Origin of the sequence: Bradyrhizobium sp. i1.15.2 (genome assembly GCF_040548425.1) — a bacterium.
Classification (GTDB): domain Bacteria; phylum Pseudomonadota; class Alphaproteobacteria; order Rhizobiales; family Xanthobacteraceae; genus Bradyrhizobium; species Bradyrhizobium canariense.
In genome coordinates this window covers 1-17,527 of the sequence record NZ_JBEPRQ010000045.1, presented here as the reverse complement: position 1 = coordinate 17,527, position 17,527 = coordinate 1, and the positions used below count along the sequence as shown (strand labels likewise).

The following is a 17,527-nucleotide window of genomic DNA, read 5'->3' as shown; positions in this document are numbered from 1 at the left end:
TTGTCAGGAACATAGTCTCAAAGGGAGCTGATATGGCACAGGAAAGCTCGGTCGCGCCGAAGGAGCGCATCAATATCCGTTTCAAGCCGGCAACCGGCAACCTCAAGGAGGACGTCGAGCTTCCGCTCAAGTTGTTGGTCTTGGGCGACTTCACCGGACGGGCCGATGACCGCCCGATTGAGGAGCGAGAGCTCGTCAATATCGACAAGGACAATTTCAACGAAGTTGTCAAAAGCCAGGAACTGACTCTCCAGATCTCCGCTGAAAATAGGCTCGACGACCAGCCCGAGGCTGGCAAGCTGTCGGTATCGCTGAAGTTTGAGAGCCTGAAGGACTTCGAACCCGAGCGTGTCGCACAGCAAATCCCTGAATTGCATGCGTTGACCGAATTGCGCGCGGCCTTAATCGCCCTGAAGAGCCCCCTCGGTAACGTGCCAAGTTTCCGCAAAGCCATCCAGAATCTGCTCGAAGACCACGGCGCGCGGCCGCAGCTCTTGAGCGAGCTCACCAGCAAGAGCGAGTGAGCGGATCAACGAGCTGTTTCAGGAGCAAGTGCGCTATGACCGATACGAGCGCGCAGCAGCCGGCTGAAGTCGCCACCCTTTCACTGCTGGATCAGGTCCTCGTCGAAACCAGGATTACTCCGCGCGACGAGGAGTACGACCTTGCCCGCCGGGGCGTCGCAGCTTTCGTCGCCGAGCTCATCAAACCGAGCCGGGCCGACGAGCAGGTCAACAACGCGCTCGTCGATCGGATGATTGCGGAGATCGATCGCAAGATCTCGGCTCAGCTCGACGCCGTGTTGCACACAGTGGAGTTCCAGCAGCTCGAGTCGGCCTGGCGCGGGCTTAAGTTCATGGTCGACCGCACCGATTTCCGTCAGAACATTGAGGTGGAAATTCTCAGAGCCAGCAAGGACGAACTGCTGACCGATTTCGAGGATAGTCCCGAGATCGTCAAGTCCGGTCTGTACAAGCACGCCTATACCGCAGAGTACGGCCAGTTCGGCGGCCAGCCTGTCGCGGCCATGATATCGGCCTACGAATTCGGCAGTGCCAGCCGGGATGTTAAGCTCATGCGGTATATGAGCGCGGTAGCCGCCATGTCGCATGCACCAGTCATTGCCTCTGCTGCGCCGGAAATGTTCGGCGTCGAACATCATGAAGAGATCGCGGGTCTGAAGGACCTGCGATCGGTGTTCGAGGGACCAAAATACGCGAAGTGGAACTCGTTCCGCGAAAGCGAGGACGCTCGCTATTTCGGACTGACGCTGCCGCGTTTCCTGCTGCGCCTGCCCTATGGACCGGACACCGTTCCGGTGAAGACTTTCAATTACCAGGAAGCCTCAGATGGCGAAACCGACAATTACCTCTGGGGGAACGCTGCTTTTGCGTTCGCTACGCGCTTAACCGAAAGCTTCGCTAAATATCGCTGGTGCCCGAACATCATCGGCCCCCAGTCGGGTGGGGCGGTTGAGGACCTCAATCTGCATACTTATGAGGCGATGGGGCAATTGCAGACGAAGGTGCCGACGGAGGTTCTGATCTCGGACAGGCGCGAGTTCGAACTTGCCGAGCAGGGCTTCATCGCGTTGACCATGCGCAAGGGCTCAGACAATGCCGCTTTCTTCTCGGCAAATTCTGTGCAGAAGCCGAAGTATTTCGGTAACACCCCGGAAGGCAAGACGGCCGAGCTCAACTATAAGCTCGGCAGCCAGCTGCCTTACATTTTCGTGATCAATCGGTTCGCGCACTACATTAAGGTGTTGCAGCGCGAGAACATCGGCTCGTGGAAGAGCAGGGAAGAGCTGCAAAGCGAGCTGAACAACTGGATTCGCCAGTATGTCGCCGACCAGGAAAATCCGTCGGCAGAGATACGCTCGCGGCGGCCTTTGCGAAAGGCGGAGATCGTCGTCGAGGACGTAGAAGGTGAACCGGGCTGGTATCGCGTCTTCATCGCCGTCGTTCCACACTTGAAGTACATGGGCGCGGATTTTGCTTTGACTCTCAAGGGCAAGCTCGACAAGCAGTAGAGGTGGTACACGATGTTCGACCGCAGCCTTATGGAGCGCTTGGAGGACGAGACGGCGACCAATCACGCGTCGTTCGACCGTTTCCGGGCAAGCGTCATGGAAAATTTACGTCGGGTCCTGAACTCGCGCCAGGGCTGCTGCGAAACACGGAAGGACTTCGGCATGCCCGACCTCAACGATGCGATGGGGCAAGGAGCCGACGCGGTGCGTGCGCTCGCATGTTCGCTCAAGCAGCAGATCGAGACGTTTGAGCCGCGCTTAAAGAATGTTTTGATTCGCTTTCAGGCTGATCCCGACAACCCGCTGCAACTGAGTTTCCACGTCAACGCGACGCTCAATTACAACGACCGGATGGAGCGGGTTGCCTTCGATGCGATCTTCGAGAAGCATGTCCAGGTGAGGGGCTGAAGCGGTGGCCCTTAATCCCTATTACGAGGATGAGCTGTCCTATTTGCGCGAGCTCGGCACTGAGTTCGCTTCAGCCAATCCGAAGCTTGCGCCATTTCTCGGACGTGATGCCACTGATCCCGACGTAGAGCGGCTATTGGAAGGCTTCGCCTTTCTTGTCGCGCGGCTGCGCCAGAAGCTCGACAACGAGTTTCCCGAATTCGTCCACGGCTTGTTGCGGATGGTATGGCCACAATATCTCCAACCTCTGCCGCCCATTACGACTCTCGCCTTTGCCGTGAAGTCATCGGCGAGCGCCGCGAGCCTGAACGTACCGGCCGGCACGAGCGTTCGCTCGCGTCCAATTGAGGGAACGAACTGCACGTTCGTCACCTGCTATCCAATTGACGTGCTGCCGCTGGAGATTAGCGACGTTCAGCTCGAGAACCGGACGAATTCGGCTCGACTTATTTTGCTTATCAAGGCAACCGGCCAGCGAGACCTGTCATGTCTTAAGGATGGTCGGCTCCGCCTCTTTTTCTCGACGGAGCGAGAGCCACAAGTAGGGCGCTATCTGTGGACTTGGCTGTGCCGGCACGTTACGCAAGCAGCCGTGACAGTGGCGGATCGACAAGTCGTCACCATTGGACCCACACAGATCACACCAATCGGCTTCAGCGATGCCGAGGCGGTTTTGCCCTGGCCGCGCAACGCCTTCTCAGGATTCCGGATCATTCAGGAGTATCTGAATTATCCATCGAAATTTCTTTACCTCGAACTGTCCGGTCTCGATCCGGTCGGAACCCACACAGAGACGGAATGCAGGCTCAGCATCGAGTTGCAGCGTCCCTTCCCCGCGCACTTGCGCGTGGGGAAAGGCCAGATTTGCTTGAATTGCACGCCCGCAATCAACGTCTTCAGCCACGACGCCTCGCCGATCCGCTTGAAGCGGACAAAGACCGAGTACCGGGTACTTGCCGCCGGTGGGCCGAACTTCAGCATCCGTTCCGTTGACCGGGTGACGGGCTATGTGCAAGGCCGCCCCGAACGCACCGAGTTTGAGCCATTCGACCTGTTACGACACGATCTGCCCGGCGCCGAGCGCAACCGCGTTTACTTTCGCGAGCGTATCCGGCCGGCGGTAGTCGGCCGGGGCGTCGACCACTATGTGAGTTTCGTTGACCGGCTCGACATCCACCAGCATGCGCCGATCGACGTCGCATCCCTGCAATTGACTTGCTCCAACGGACCCATCGCCGACCGGTTGCCGGTCGGTGCAGTGGATCTGCCGACCTCTGATACGCCTCGCGCGGTCACCTTCTCCAATATCACGACGGTCGTTGCAGAGGTTCCGCCACCGGTCAATGACGGCCTGTTGCGGCGGCTGACGGCCAATCTGGCGCGCAATTACGGCGCCATAGTCGATGTAGAGACGCTGCGGAGCATTCTTTCCAGCTACGAGTTCCGTGCGGTCTACGACGTTCAGGCGCGTCGGCGCCTGGAGTTGCTGCTCGAAGGCCTCGACCAGTTCGTGACCACCGATACCGATCACGTGGTACGCGGCGCCCCAATCCGAATGCGAAGTATTGAACTGGCCGTGGTCGACAGCAAGATCGGGAGTGAGGGCGAATTGTTCCTGTTGGGTTCGGTGCTCGACGCCTTCTTCGCGACGTTCGCCGGCATCAACATGCTGCACCGGTTTTCGGTCCGGGGCACGGAAAGCAACGCACACTACGCATGGCCAGCGAGAATCGGATCGATTACCCCGCTCTGACCGCGCACGATGAGCGGGATGAGCTCTCGGCCTGCGGGTTCTTCTCGCTCGCCGCGCTTCTCGAGCGGCGCTTCAGCGACGCTCCCCCGATCGGATCCACCGAGAATCCCGCACGTGAGGCGGTGCGCTTTCGCGCGGCGCCGACGCTTGGATTTGCTGCCGAAGAAATCGCGGGAGTGAGGCGGGTCAAGGCCGCCGGCGAGCGCGTGGAGGTAACTGTCAACTTCCTCGGGCTGCACGGCCCTTCCTCGCCGCTGCCGGCTTTCTACACCGAACGGGTTATGGATGCGGACGGCATGGGATCGCTCGGCGACTTTTTTGACCTTTTCAATCACCGTCTGATTAGCCTGCTGCTGCGGATCTGGCGGTACTACCGCCACCATTTGCGGTTCGAGGAGGGTGCAACCGACCCGATCTCGGTGCTGATTGGTGCCCTCTTTGGCTTCATGCCCGCCGAAAACGCAGCCAAAGAACGCGAATGGCGCGCACGGCTGCTGCCACACGCGGGTGTCCTTGCATTGTGCAGCCGGTCGGCCAAGCTTCTGGCCGGCGCGATTTCTAGCCATCTAAATATTTCGGCCCGCGTCGAGGAATTCATCTGGCGCGAGATCGATATTCCACCGGAGGCGCAGTGGCGCCTTGGCCAGCGTGGTCTTGAGCTCGGCGTTGACACTCTTGCTGGCGAAACCATGCCGGATGTGGTGGGCAAATTTCGAATTTGCCTCGGCCCGGTCAACCAGCAGATGTTTCGGTCGCTGCTGCCCAGTTGCGAGACCCACGCCATCCTTTGCCGTCTGATTAGCGTCATTCTGCGCGAGCCTTTGGCATGGGATCTCCAGCTGGAATTAGCGGCCGGGCAGACACCGGAATGGACTCTGGGCGAAGCAGAATTGGGCTGGAGTACATGGATCGACCCGCCCAAGGGAACCGGAGGCCTTGTTCTACTGTGATCGTTTTCAGTTATTTGCTTATGGTGAAGATCACCGGCGATGACGGAACACCGGACCATGATGGCGCGTCATGGATCGCAGACCGGGTCGCGGTCAACCCGGTTGCCATAGGGTACTGGCTGCGGTCCAATGGCTTCCGCACCGAGCGGATCCTGGCTCCTTACGACCGCACGCAGTCACCTGCATGCGCCTCTTGGATGCGGATGCCAGAGGGCGCGGACTGGCGCGACGTCGCGGAGATCATGTTGCGCATCAATCCCAGCCACGAGCGGGTGCGCGCCGGCCGGGCTTATGAGAGACATCTGATTCGCGCCAAGTGTGTGAGTAGGCATGGCTTTCCGCGGTTGGCGCTAAAGCCGTTCGGCACGCTTTTTGCGTAGTAAATTTGGGAGAACTGTAGGTGCTAAACGTAGTGCTGGATGTTCCGCTGGTCAGCCAACAACATGACTATGACGGTCAATTGAACATGCGACGAAACTATGCCGGAAATATACGACCGCATGGGAATGACAATTGTTGGTATGCTTGCGCTTGTATGCTGTCGTACTACTTTCGCCCGGGGCCTCGGCTGGGTCTGCCGTCCGTTTGGCGGGCTGACGTAGGCATCAACGGTTACCAGTTTGATTGGTTGGCGCGCACCGAAGGATTAGACTTTACGCGTAATTTTATCGCAGAGACACTGACCACACGAGGGCCAATCTGGGCTGCGCTGCGTCTGCCGTCACGCTCCGGGAACGAATACAACCGAATGGGCATATAGTAGTGTTGACTGGTCTGATAGGATTCCGTCTTACCCAGCGCGTGGAGTGATCTACTTCTGTGATTTTTTATTCGTCGACCTTTTCGTCAAAAAATTGCGATTGGCTGTGAACACCCCTCCGGGCCACAGGGCTCTCCGCTGCGAACCCCGAGCGAAGACACCTCAGTCCTGCTTTCGTGTCCGATTGGCGACATGTAAGTCCGGAAGCCGCCGCCGAGGGCGCCAGTGGTTGGCCGGGCATGGCGTCAAAGCGCGCTGCTTTTTGCCTCCCTTCATCGCATACGGTTGACGCGAGCGGAACTCAAGCAAGTCAAGCGCCCCGTCGGTGGCCGAGCTAAATGATGTGTCATTGTGGGTTGACGGCTCGTTCTATCCTTCCTGGGATTGCGTTCTCTCATTCCAAAAGAAATTTGCGTCCTGGGCAGAAGCCGCGCTGCCTCTCGCAAAGATCACCCGCGACACGGGACGTGGCATCGTCGCGGAGGAGGGCCGGAACCCTGCGCTCCCGGCAAAGGCGTCAACTCGTTTGCGACCGGTTGCTCGGGCCAGGTCTTTTCGCGGCTCGACCCAACTGCACGAGAGTCAGCCGCCGTAAGGCCTTGGGCGTCCGTAGCATTGCGGTTGCTAGCTGCGCAATGGTCGCTCAAAGCGGTTTCGCGGGTGACACGACTGGCTTCGCACCAACCGTCGGGATAAGAAAAGGAGGATTAGCGAATGAGGTTTCCGCCATAGCGAGCGCTGTTCTGGCTCACAGCTGTGGGCAGATCATTGCACGGCTTTGTCGCAGCGCGCCGGAGCTCGAATAGCCTTTAGCCTGTCGCGGAACGTCCCGACCAGACGTGGCCCCCCGAAGTGAGCACTTGCTCAGCAACGACGACGAAAATCAGATCCAGGCACTCGATGCCGAGCAGCCAGTTTGCAGATGATGCGTGGAGTGCCGCAGCGATCGTACGCGCGCGATAGTACAACCCTCTTGTTTGCAACACTTGATGTCGCGCCAAGTGCGTCATCAACAAACCTATCGAAGGCATCGAGCCCAGTGCCTGAAGTCACCGATAACGCGGCCGTCGAGAAAGTCGCCAAAGACGTAGATCGCCGGACCGCCGAGCCGTCTTGGTCTGGCAGGTCTTCGTCCTTTCATCGATTGAGGATACGATTCCGGTGTCGGACCGCGTGCGTCCGGCGTGGAAGCGACGCTTGCCGATTCAGCAAGGATGGACGACACAGACAGCATCCGGTTGAGAATGTCCAGTGTCCGACAGCCGCAGCGCTTCTGTCAGGTTGAGAACACCTGCCGCTTTTCGCCGAACCCAAGGTTTTCGACACGTAATCAGCCGCTTAAATGAGGGCATGCCATTGGCACGTCCGTTGCTATTGAGATCCGGCAACACTGTTTGGCTGAGTACACGCAGATGCGCAAGACGAGCGATGCTCTTCCGTCCTCAGGGCCGCGTGCCTCGATCCTGAGAGAGAATGCCGGCGCGTCCTCCGCGGGATCTGAGAACGCTCGAAAAGATCTTCGCTCTTCGTGCACTAAACGCGCCCAAACCAGTCAATCAGCTCCACAACAATGGCGCGGGACAGGCGACGTCAACGATGGTGCTGCACGGAAGTCTAAAGCGACGATCGGATATTGATGTGCGCTAAGTAAGTGAGCCTGAGGGGACCGGATGCATCTCATACTCGAAGTCGTCGGAGAGCAGGCTGAACCGCTAGGTCGTAACGCTAGACAGGCGTTTGGACCAGAAGGTGGCTCCCTGGGGCGGGGGCTCGGCTGCAACTGGCAGCTTCCCGATCGAACCAACACGCTTTCAGCACGCCACGCACTGATCGCATTTAATGGCATTGGCTTCAACATCACCGACACCAGCACCAATGGTCTCTACATCAACACCGTTGACGCGCCGTTAGGACGTGGCAATACAGCACCGTTGGCCGATGGCGATACACTCTACATGGCGAATTACATCATCTCTGTCATGATTGAGAACGATCCTGTCGAGGAACGTCAAGGGCTCGGCCTGACAGGCTCGAACGCAGTGCGTCCCGGCGGTGCAACACGGACGTTGCCGTCGCCTTTGCTCACCCAAGAGGTTCTAACAGCACATGATTCGACTGGCGGACTACTAGAGGTCATTGCGAATGTTCACCTCGACCCATTAATGGCGCCTGCTAACACTGAATTGTTCTCCTATTCAGCTGCGGAAGGGAGGCCGCAAGCCGTCGTTTCGCCCCGAGCGACTCATCCATTGTGCCTGCCTGAAGACGAAACGCTCGCCAACGACACAGGCTCTGTCGAGCCGAATGTGCTGGCAGATGTTCCTCCGCGGCCCTCGAGCTCGGCCATCGCGGACGTGCATCCGTTGGGTGCGCCGTTGGGCAAACTTCCACGAGTTCTGTTGTCGTCGGCGGCCGCCCCGCTTGTCGAGCCATCGAATTCGCCTCCACGGTCGCTCTCGGATGAAAGTTGTGCACCGTCGAATTATCGACCTGCATCACCCATTCCCGAGGACCTCGACCTCAGCGATCTGCTGCCGGGAGCCGGCTCGTGCCGGATGCCATTGGTGCCCTCGCAGCGAGAAAATGCGCGTCTCGATAAATCGAACGAAGCGCTGCACATCGCGCCGAAGCAGCTCGCTCCTGCCTCGACGAATGATCTCGGGAAATTACGGGATCCTGGCTCGAGGTCGCCCTCGCTCGAGGAGCGGGACCTTAATCGGCTGGCGAGCCTGAAGGAAGCTGCTGCGCAACGCGTCGTCGCCTCTCCCGAGGTGAGCAACGCGACAAGGAGCAGGGCGCCGCAGTTGCCGGCGACCTCTCCATCCGACGCAGACGAACTCCAGGCGTTCTGGGACGCGCTCGGATTCAATCCGGACCTTGTGCCACCCGCGCAGCGTCAAGAGTTCTTTGCCGAACTCGGCCGTGCGATCGCCGAGATGGCGAACGGCCTGCATTCGATCCTGACGGCGTGGGCCACGGTGAAGAACGAGTGCCAAATCGGGTCGATGCAGACACGCGCTGGGAACGACAATGCATTACAGTTCATGAAGAGCAGTCACGCCCTGCGCGAGGCGCTCGCAAAAGATCACGGATTCCTGCTGCTCTCCCGGTCTGTACGCGCGGGCTTCGACGACATAAAGGCGTATGAAGTCGCGGCCATAGCGGCGATGAGGGGGGCGGTCAGCAATGTGCTAACACACATGAGTCCTCAGCGTATCGAGAGCGACGGTGCCAATAGCGGGCTCTTCGGGGCACGCATCACTAAGGCCAAATTGTGGGACAGATTTGTGGAACTGCACGCATCCATGATCAGTGACATTGACCGAACTGCTCGCTCCTATATTGCTGAAGAGTTTGCTAGAAGCTACGAATCGCAATTCTCCGCGCCTGGCCAGAATGCAGGGAAAACGGCGTAATGGCGCCGTCAAACACACCTCAGCGGTTTTCCGCCCTTGCCGGTGCATTGCTGTTGGCTGCTGCGGCCAGCAGTTGTTCGACTGATAAGAGCTCAAAGACGACGCCAATCAAATTCGTGATCGAGGCCGATGAGCTCGTCAATCCAAACGCGCACGGCAAACCGTCGCCGGTTGTCGTCCGCATCTATGAGCTGAAGTCAACGGCCAGTTTTACCCAAGCGCAGTTCTTCGAGCTGTTCGACGATGGTGCCAAACGCCTCGGCCCCGATCTGGTGGCTACACGTGAGTACGAGCTGTCCCCTGGCGGTAGAGTCGATTTCGAACGCAACACGCCGATCGAGACTCGAAGTGTCGGTGTGATTGCCGGCTTCCGCTCCGGCAACAACGCGCAGTGGCGCACAACTGCCGAAATCAAGCCTGATCGTGACAACAGGATTTTGGTCAAACTGACCGCACAGGCTGTTACCATCGAGGAGGAGGCCAGCCGAAACTGGTGGGAAATCTTCTGACCGGCTGGTGGTGATCGCAACGGCCGCCGGGCAGATACATCAGGCAAACTCAGCGAAGAGGCGCTTGAAATAGTGTCTACGACAAGCAAACCGATCTGGTCCGAAGGAATGTTGGTGCGGCCGCAGCACTTTCAGCAGTACGACCGCTGGATCGAGCAACTGGTCGAGAACCGCGTTGCTGGCTTGGTCGGCTACGGCTGGGGCGTTCGAAAAATTGCCTTTGATCGTAGTCTTCTGGCGCTTGGCCAAGTCGCCCTGACTGAACTTGAAGCCATTATGCCCGACGGCACGGCCCTTCGTTTACCTGAGCATGTCCGGCTTCCGATCGGACGAATCCCTCCACCCGCGGCGAGAAACCTGCTGGTCAAGATCGCGGTGGGTACACGCCGGCAGGCCGGCAGCGACGTCGCTTCGGGGGATGCACTTGCGCGCCGCCACGATCAGGAGGTCTTGCAGGTCCGGAATGCGAGCGCGCCGGAAAAGGCTCCGATCGACATCAGGGTTGCGCCGCTAATAACACATCTCATGTTCGACGGCGAGGAACAAGGTGATCTGATCACGCTTCCTATTTGCCGCATCCGTGAGATCGATCCGGCCGGTGCGATCACTTTATCCGACACCTACGTTCCGCCGGCCATCGACATTCATGCAGTCCAGCCGCTCATCGCGCTGTTGAACGAGGCCAGATCGTTGCTGCGGACGCGCGCAGAGGCGCTTGCTGCGCGCGCGGATCCCTCGCGCGCGACGACAGACGGAGCGGGACTGATTGATCTTATCACTTTGTCGATTGTGAACGGGGCAGAAGCCGAGTTCGACCACTTCGCAGCAACACGTGGGCACCATCCTGAAACCCTCTTCCGCGCGGTGCTTGGTCTTGCAGGGCAGCTGTCGAGTTTCGTTGGCGACCGCCGCCCACCGCAAGAGATGCCTCCCTATCGGCATGAGGATCTCGAGAGCTGCTTCACGCCGTTGGCTGATACTCTGCACAAGCTGCTGTCTGTCGTGATCGAGAGCACGGCAATATCGCTCCCCTTGCAGGATCGAGGCTACGGTATCCTGATTGGCCAGATCACCGACCGTACCTTGTTCCAGAACGCTCGCTTCGTTCTCGTCGCTGTGGGAAGCGTACCGACCGAGAAGTTGCGTAACCAGCTTCCGGCGCAGATTAAAGTAGGCTCGGTCGAGCAGATTCGCGATCTCGTTAATCTTCAACTCCCGGGTGTTCCGATTCGCGCCCTCGCGGTGGCGCCACGCGAGTTGCCTTACATCCAGAATGCTGTCTATTTCGAACTGGACCAGTCGGTGGAGCTGTGGCGCATCCTGCCGCGCTCGGCGGCCTTTGCTTTCCACGCCAGCGGTGACTACTCGGATCTCCACCTCGAGTTCTGGGCCATCCGTGGAAAACGGGCGTGATGGGCTCGAAACAGATGGATGAGCCAACAGTCATTGGACGCAGGCCAGTCGGTCCAACCCGTAACACTCAAAGCGCGAAAGCTTGCGCTTTCGTTCCACCGAAGGTCGCCGCTCCAACGGGTTCTCACACGTCGTCGGCTGTATCTGAATCAGACGAGGTATGGGCAGAAGACCATACCGAGATCGTTGTGCAAAATCTCTTCGAGCCAAAGGCAGTGGAGGACGCCTTGGTCGCGGCCGCGACCCCGCTCCTTTTGGTTGTCGCGCAGCTTCGTGTCGTCAACAATGCCGATATCGCCGCGCTGCGTCGCGGCATTGTCGAGCAAATCCGTCGCTTCGAGGAGCGGGCCACCAAAGAAGAAGCGGGCCGCGGCGACATAGGAGCCGCCCGTTACGTGATATGCGCGCTGCTGGACGAGGCGGTAATGACCACGCGCTGGGGCGGTGAAAGCGCCTGGAGTGACAACAGCTTGCTCAACCAGTTCCACAACGAGACGTGGGGAGGCGAGAAGGTCTTCCAAATACTCGAGCGCGTCCAGGCAAAGCCGGCCAAGTACCTCGCGTTGCTTAAGCTCATCAACATCTGCTTGTTGATGGGGTTCGAGGGCAAATATCGCGTGATGGAAGGGGGCCGCGAGCGGCTTGAAGACGTGCGTTCCGACGTTCAACGTCTCTTGCGGGGCTATACCGGGGCACTACCCGCCGAACTATCGATCCGATGGCGCGGCATCAAAGTACGTACGGGCGTGCGTCCCTACGTGCCATTGTGGACCATCTTCGTCGCCGCCGCCGTTGTTATGCTGACCGGCTACAGTTTCGTCCATTGGCGCCTATCGGACGAACTCGCGCCCATCGAGCAGCTGCTCTTCGTGATCGGGCAGTCTAGGCCGCGTTAATGTGGAGGTGCAGATGTTTGGCGCTCAATTCGCGGAACTCTTCTCGGTTCGAGGCATCACCACGCTGATTGCCTTGTTGCTGGTCGACGCGTTCATTTGGGTAGGCGCGCCTTACCTTGACGTGTTCGGTCAACATCCGTTCGGCTCGGTGACTGTTCGCGCCGCCACAATCGCCTGCATCTTTCTGGCGGTGGTCGTCATCATCTTTGTCCGTTACTACCTGGCGCGCCGTGCCAACCGGCGGGTCATCAAGTCGCTCATGGAGAGCGAAGGCCTCGTCACGACTTCCAAAACTCGTAGTCAGGAGGAGGTGGAGCTGATCCGCACACGCTTCGAGGACGCGCTTAAGGTCCTGCGCGATAAGGTGTTCGCCGGCAAGAGCGGACCAAGCTATCTCTTCGAATTGCCCTGGTATGTCATCATTGGGCCATCGGGCGCCGGCAAGACGACGATCCTGCGCAACTCGGGCCTCGAATTTCCGTTGGCCGAACGGCTCGGCGCCCACCCCGTGGCGGGCCTCGGCGGCACGCGAAGCTGCGACTGGTGGTTCACCGAAGAAGCAGTCTTGATCGACACGGCAAGCCGTTACACGACCCAGGATACGGATGCCGAGGTCGATCGTGCGGCGTGGCACGGCTTTCTCAATCTTCTCACGATGCATCGACGCCGGCGGCCGATCAACGGCATCTTGGTTGCGATCAGCCTGTCCGATCTCTTGATGCGCGATGATAACGGGCGCAGGCTCGCCCAGTTGATTCGATCGCGGATACAGGAGATTCTGAAGACGTTTGGCATGCGCATTCCGGTCTATGTTGTGGTGACCAAGTGTGATCTCGTGCCTGGCTTCGCTGAGTATTTCGACGATCTCGACGACGAGGGCCGCGCGCAGGTCTGGGGCAAGACCTTTCCTATCGAGGGGCCGGGCGATCACATCGATGACGTCGTAACCTGTGAGATCGAGGAGCTTGCCGAGCGGCTCGAGGCCAAATTAGCCTTTCGCATGCATGACGAACGTAATCCCAACCGTCGTGCAGTGATGTATATGTTCCCGAAAGAGTTGCGGAGCATTCGGACCGCGGTCGCCGGCTTCGTGAGCGAGGTCTTCCGGTCGAGCCGCTTCGAAGTGCGACCGATGCTGCGCGGAATCTACCTGACGAGTGCTGCCCAGGGAGGGATGCCGATTGAGAGGATCAGCGCTGCGATCAGAAGGAATTTCGGTCTGTGCGCAGTCCTGCCCACGTCGTCAATCGGACCGGGAAAGGGTTTCTTCATCAAGCAGTTGCTGGCCAACGTGATCGTTGCCGAGCAGGGACTGGTCGGCCGCAATCTCAAACTCGAATGCAAGCTCGCGATGATGCACTGTAGTGGCTATTTCGCGGCGGTCATACTGGTGGTAGCCGCATTGACCCAGTGGTACGACGCCTTCGCCCGCAGCGAAGCGCGCATCGCTGAAATCAAAATCGCTGCACAGACACTGCAAGGACGCCTCAAGGAAGTACGTGAGCCGCCGGAACTGACGCAGCTCTTGCCGGCCCTCAATGCCGCGCGCCGGCTGCGTCTGGCTGCCGGCGAGAACACTTGGTACACTTGGCTCGGTGCCCTCGGAATTTCGGCGACCCCGGTGCTCGTGCCAGCTGCGCAACAAGCCTATGATCAGATTCTGGTCGACCGCCTACTGCCGGTTTTTGCCAGCAGGCTTGCCTTTCGCATCGACGAGCTATTGCGTATTGGCAATGATACTCTGCTGGACCAAGCCAAGGAAATGTTCCGCACGTATTTGAGGCTGAGCGATCTGAGGCATTTCGATCGCGGCAAAGTCGAACAGGCTGCGCGCAGCGAAGTGGCGCATGCATTTGCGCTCGACACGACATCAGCTGGCGAGCTAATGGAGCATTTTTCACGCCTCATCGAGTTGCTGCCGAAGCCCATCACGAATGACCGAAAATTCGTGGTTGCGGTGGGCTCGCGGCTGTTGGAACGCCCCCTGGTCGAGCAGATCTACGCCCGGCTTTTGCGCGAAGGCGCTCAGAACGCGCAGCTCCGGCCAATCCACCTGGTCAGTCTACTGGGGGCCGGCCAGCTTGAGATAAAGCCCCAGGCTGTTCTCCCCACTTTCGACCAGCAAGGGCGACCTTCTTCGGACGGCACCGCGATCATCCCGGGCATCTTCACACGAGATGGTTGGATCGATTTCGTGCTGCCGCACCTTCCACTCATAATCCAGGACGAGCAAAGCGGTGACTGGGTCCTTGCCGGCTCATTCGGCGAGGCGGATACACAGCAGCTGGTGCGCAAGGTCATCGATCGCTACGTTACCGATTACATTCGCATTTGGACGAACGCGCTGAGCAGCGTCCGCGTCGTCGAGTTCGACGATATGCAGCGCGCCTCGGGGATCCTGAGCGGGTTGGCCGGCCCGCAAAGCACCCTGCAGCAGATCATTTCCCTCGTGCGCGACAATACGAACCTACCGCCGCCCGGAGAGCAGAACGCGGCCAGGGGGGGCGAGACAGCGGTCGGCATGTTCTCTGCGGCACTCGGCGACGGTCCCTGGCCGGGAACACGGATTACGGAAGCCTTCCGGCCTCTGGTCCAACTCGGCATAGGCGGGGCCTCGGGAGAGCCGGCCAGCATAGATCGCATTCGGGATCTTTTCGGCGGCCTTCATGCAACGGTGGCTAATATCGCGACCGCACCGGATCCCGGCCAAGCCGCATTTCAGCTCGTTCAGCGGCGCGTCAAGGACCCGAACAACGATGCCTTCGGCACCTTGCGCGCCGACTCGGCGCTACGACCCGAGTTGGTCCGCACCATCATGAACGACATCGCGCTGTCAACATGGAGCGTCTTGCTTCAACAGGCGCACGGGCATCTCAATGCCGTTTGGAGGCGGAAAGTGGTGCCGGTCTGCCAAACTGGCATCTACCAGCGTTATCCATTTTTCTCGGCAGCGACCGAGGACGTAACATTAAAGGACTTCAGCGATCTCTTTCGTCCCGCTGGCATCCTCGATGACTTTTTTCAGGAATACCTGTCGCCATTCGTCGTCGAGGGCAGGACCGGTTTTGAGCCGGCGACAATTGACGGCGCGGCGGCGCCGATCCATGCGGATGCTCTCGCTCAATTTCAGCGCGCGGGTGAGATTCGCAAGTCCTTTTTCGGCGGTTCTGGTTCCGCAGCGGCCGTGAAGTTCAGCATCAAGCCGGTCTACCTCGCGCCCGAACTGCTCCGCGCGACTTTCGTGATGGATGGCAGGGAGATCGTCTATCGTCACGAGCCGTCCCGTGCCTACGACGTTGAATGGCCAACTCGAAACGATGCAGGCACGGCCTCCATCACCCTTGTCTCAGTGGGTGGGACTGAGGAGACGATAGAGCGTTCAGGCCCTTGGGCTCTCTTCCGTCTTCTCGACGCCTCGCGGCCCGTCTCGCGTGGCGCTCCCGACCGCTTCACCCTCGCGATCGGTGGATCTGACCGGCCCAAGGTAACCTATGAACTGCGGGCGGAAAGTGTCAGCACTCCGTTCAGTTTACGTGTCCTTCGTTCGTTCCAATGTCCGGATCACCTATGATAGGAACGCCGTGAGAGTTCTTTTTAGTGGTTTTGGGAAGAGGCGGGAAAATATCGGTGGCACCACCCTGGAGCGAGCGCTCAGCTTGGCCGGAACGCTCGCACGCCGTCGCCTGGTAGTGGCCAGTGAGCTGCGCGACACGGTCCAGCTTTGCCGCAACCGCGTCGTGACGAAAGTGCCGTATCAGGAGCTCAACGGATTGTTGGCGGTCAACATTCTGGCGGGCAGCGGCCTGCCTTGCGCTCCAGCGGAACAGGCTACCAAGGATACGAGTGCGATCGTCGAACGTTTGGGCGAGGCTGCATTGTGAGTACGGCCGCCTTGGGATACGTGCTGGGCGGTCGTTTCGACCTGGTAGAGGTCATTGGCGAGGGCGGCACCAGCACCGTCTATCGCGCTATTGATCGGATCGGCCTATGGGCGCGTGAACAAAATCCCGAGGTCGCAGTGAAGGTCATCCAACCGCATTCGAAGATGCGCCAGAAATTAGTGCAGTTGCTGCACGGCGAGGCGCGCCTTTTGCGCGACTTCGTGCACCAGAATTTGGTGCGGATCTACGATTCCGACTACGACGGCAAGTACCATTACATGGTCATGGAGCTCTTAAACGGCCGCTCGCTAGCGCAGATCCTGGCCGATCGTCAGGGACAGCCGCTGTCACCCTCTGTATCCTTTCATATCGTCAAGGCCGCCGGGCAGGGGCTCACCCACATGCACAACTTAGGTATTGTCCATGGTGACCTCAAACCGGGAAACATCTTCATGACCTCCACGGGCGAGATCAAGATTGTGGATTTTGGGACAGTCGTCGCGCTGGGTGGTCCGCCGCAATGCGACAGGGCCACGGCTGTGCTGGATCAAATTGGACTATTGACACCGGCTTATGCTTCCCCAGAGATGCTGATGGGTGAGCCACGGGCGGAAAGTGACGATGTGTACTCTCTCGCGGTGGTCGCGTATCTGGCCCTGACCGGCAAGCACCCGTATGCGCGGTGGCCGGCCGACGAAGCACTCAAGGCAAATCTCAGACCGGCGCAGTCCCGGATTATTTCGTCAGCGCAATGGCGGGTGCTCGCTTCGGGCCTTGCCCTTAACCGACGCGATCGGATACAAACTGTCGGTGAGTTCGTCCAAAGCCTTGGTCGGCCGCCCTGGTTCTACCGATTGTGCGGTCAGCGTATGCCAATGTCCGAGTGAGAGTAGGCGCGCGCGAAGTTACACTTTTCTGTAACAAGCAGAACAAGCCCAAATGCGACGTCATCGGGAGCGGACAGTCTCTCTCTTTTGGGTGCTCATCGGCAACTGGAGAGAGGATCTCTTTTCGCCGCCAGAATTCGCTGAAACGCCGCAGTTCAAACTGTTCGATCGATCCGCGGAGGAAGTTTTGGCGCTCGGATTATGGCGCGGCTGACCCGCATTGGAATTGGCCGGCTAGTGTTCCCATGCTGACGAACGATTCACGAATCGGCCCAGACCTGTCGATCTGGGCGGATGAGGACGATCGGACGAATTTCGATCAGCTGTGCTGATCGCGAAGGATTGGAGGGACTGGTCCGAAACCGGAACTCGCCTCAGAAGGTGGTTTGGAGAGCGCAGATCGTGCTTTTGAGCCGTTGAGCCCTGAGAAGATCAAGCAAGTGGCGCATATGACGCTGCACGAGAAGCGTTCGAAGGCAACGTATTGGAGCGGGCGCAGCATGGGGGCGGCAGCATTTCCTACAGCAGCGTCCAACGGATCTGGCGTGCGGCGGGCTGAAGTCGCATCAACACGTTCAAGCTCTCGCGCGACAAGCACTTCGCCGCGAAGGTCGAGGGTATG

13 protein-coding genes are annotated in these 17,527 nt (G+C 59.2%); all 13 read left to right on the top strand.

Translation table 11 applies throughout. The features are described 5' to 3' along the window. Nucleotides 1–32 precede the first annotated feature (32 nt). Complete coding sequence (gene tssB, locus ABIB80_RS37525) at nucleotides 33–524, top strand: type VI secretion system contractile sheath small subunit (RefSeq protein WP_279682240.1); 492 nt, start codon at nucleotides 33–35, stop codon at nucleotides 522–524. 35 nt (nucleotides 525–559) lie between these two features. Beyond that, nucleotides 560–2,032, top strand: coding sequence for a type VI secretion system contractile sheath large subunit (gene tssC / locus ABIB80_RS37520; protein WP_354129450.1), 1,473 nt, complete (start codon nucleotides 560–562; stop codon nucleotides 2,030–2,032). Between the two features lie 12 nt (nucleotides 2,033–2,044). Beyond that, nucleotides 2,045–2,440 (top strand): type VI secretion system baseplate subunit TssE, encoded by a 396-nt coding sequence (tssE, locus tag ABIB80_RS37515; RefSeq protein ID WP_354129449.1) that lies wholly within the window; start codon nucleotides 2,045–2,047, stop codon nucleotides 2,438–2,440. 4 nt (nucleotides 2,441–2,444) lie between these two features. Next, nucleotides 2,445–4,193, top strand: a complete 1,749-nt coding sequence (gene tssF, locus ABIB80_RS37510) for a type VI secretion system baseplate subunit TssF (protein WP_354129448.1) — start codon at nucleotides 2,445–2,447, stop codon at nucleotides 4,191–4,193. Then, nucleotides 4,157–5,143, top strand: a complete 987-nt coding sequence (tssG, locus tag ABIB80_RS37505) for a type VI secretion system baseplate subunit TssG (RefSeq protein ID WP_354129447.1) — start codon at nucleotides 4,157–4,159, stop codon at nucleotides 5,141–5,143. The genes tssF and tssG overlap by 37 nt, the downstream gene beginning before the upstream one ends. Nucleotides 5,144–5,163: 20 nt before the next feature. Next, a complete protein-coding gene (locus ABIB80_RS37500) occupies nucleotides 5,164–5,523 on the top strand; it encodes a hypothetical protein (RefSeq protein ID WP_354129446.1) in 360 nt (119 codons plus the stop codon). 2,050 nt (nucleotides 5,524–7,573) lie between these two features. Then, nucleotides 7,574–9,319 (top strand): type VI secretion system-associated FHA domain protein TagH, encoded by a 1,746-nt coding sequence (gene tagH / locus ABIB80_RS37490; RefSeq protein ID WP_354129445.1) that lies wholly within the window; start codon nucleotides 7,574–7,576, stop codon nucleotides 9,317–9,319. After that, the gene (gene tssJ / locus ABIB80_RS37485; protein ID WP_354129444.1) at nucleotides 9,319–9,828 is read left to right on the top strand and encodes a type VI secretion system lipoprotein TssJ; all 510 of its coding nucleotides are present in this window, start codon (nucleotides 9,319–9,321) and stop codon (nucleotides 9,826–9,828) included. Before tagH ends, tssJ begins: the two co-directional genes overlap by 1 nt. 72 nt (nucleotides 9,829–9,900) lie before the next feature. Next, a complete protein-coding gene (gene tssK / locus ABIB80_RS37480) occupies nucleotides 9,901–11,241 on the top strand; it encodes a type VI secretion system baseplate subunit TssK (protein WP_354129443.1) in 1,341 nt (446 codons plus the stop codon). 188 nt (nucleotides 11,242–11,429) lie between these two features. Next, entirely contained in the window at nucleotides 11,430–12,137 is a 708-nt protein-coding gene (gene icmH, locus ABIB80_RS37475) for a type IVB secretion system protein IcmH/DotU (RefSeq protein ID WP_354129442.1), read from the top strand. 13 nt (nucleotides 12,138–12,150) lie between these two features. Continuing rightward, nucleotides 12,151–15,708 carry a type VI secretion system membrane subunit TssM gene (tssM, locus tag ABIB80_RS37470; protein ID WP_354129441.1) on the top strand — a complete coding sequence of 1,186 codons (3,558 nt, stop codon included), beginning with the start codon at nucleotides 12,151–12,153 and terminating at the stop codon, nucleotides 15,706–15,708. 85 nt (nucleotides 15,709–15,793) lie between these two features. Beyond that, a complete protein-coding gene (locus tag ABIB80_RS37465; RefSeq protein ID WP_354129440.1) occupies nucleotides 15,794–16,018 on the top strand; it encodes a hypothetical protein in 225 nt (74 codons plus the stop codon). Further along, nucleotides 16,015–16,905 (top strand): serine/threonine-protein kinase, encoded by an 891-nt coding sequence (locus tag ABIB80_RS37460; RefSeq protein WP_354129439.1) that lies wholly within the window; start codon nucleotides 16,015–16,017, stop codon nucleotides 16,903–16,905. Before ABIB80_RS37465 ends, ABIB80_RS37460 begins: the two co-directional genes overlap by 4 nt. The last annotated feature ends 622 nt before the right edge of the window (nucleotides 16,906–17,527 follow it).

Coding starts and splice junctions, on each gene's coding strand:
- tssM (WP_354129441.1), top strand. CDS start 12,151: ATGTTTGGCGCTCAATTCGCGGAACTCTTCTCGGTTCGAGGCATCACC.
- tssC (WP_354129450.1), top strand. CDS start 560: ATGACCGATACGAGCGCGCAGCAGCCGGCTGAAGTCGCCACCCTTTCA.
- ABIB80_RS37500 (WP_354129446.1), top strand. CDS start 5,164: ATGGTGAAGATCACCGGCGATGACGGAACACCGGACCATGATGGCGCG.
- tagH (WP_354129445.1), top strand. CDS start 7,574: ATGCATCTCATACTCGAAGTCGTCGGAGAGCAGGCTGAACCGCTAGGT.
- tssJ (WP_354129444.1), top strand. CDS start 9,319: ATGGCGCCGTCAAACACACCTCAGCGGTTTTCCGCCCTTGCCGGTGCA.
- tssB (WP_279682240.1), top strand. CDS start 33: ATGGCACAGGAAAGCTCGGTCGCGCCGAAGGAGCGCATCAATATCCGT.
- tssE (WP_354129449.1), top strand. CDS start 2,045: ATGTTCGACCGCAGCCTTATGGAGCGCTTGGAGGACGAGACGGCGACC.
- tssG (WP_354129447.1), top strand. CDS start 4,157: ATGGCCAGCGAGAATCGGATCGATTACCCCGCTCTGACCGCGCACGAT.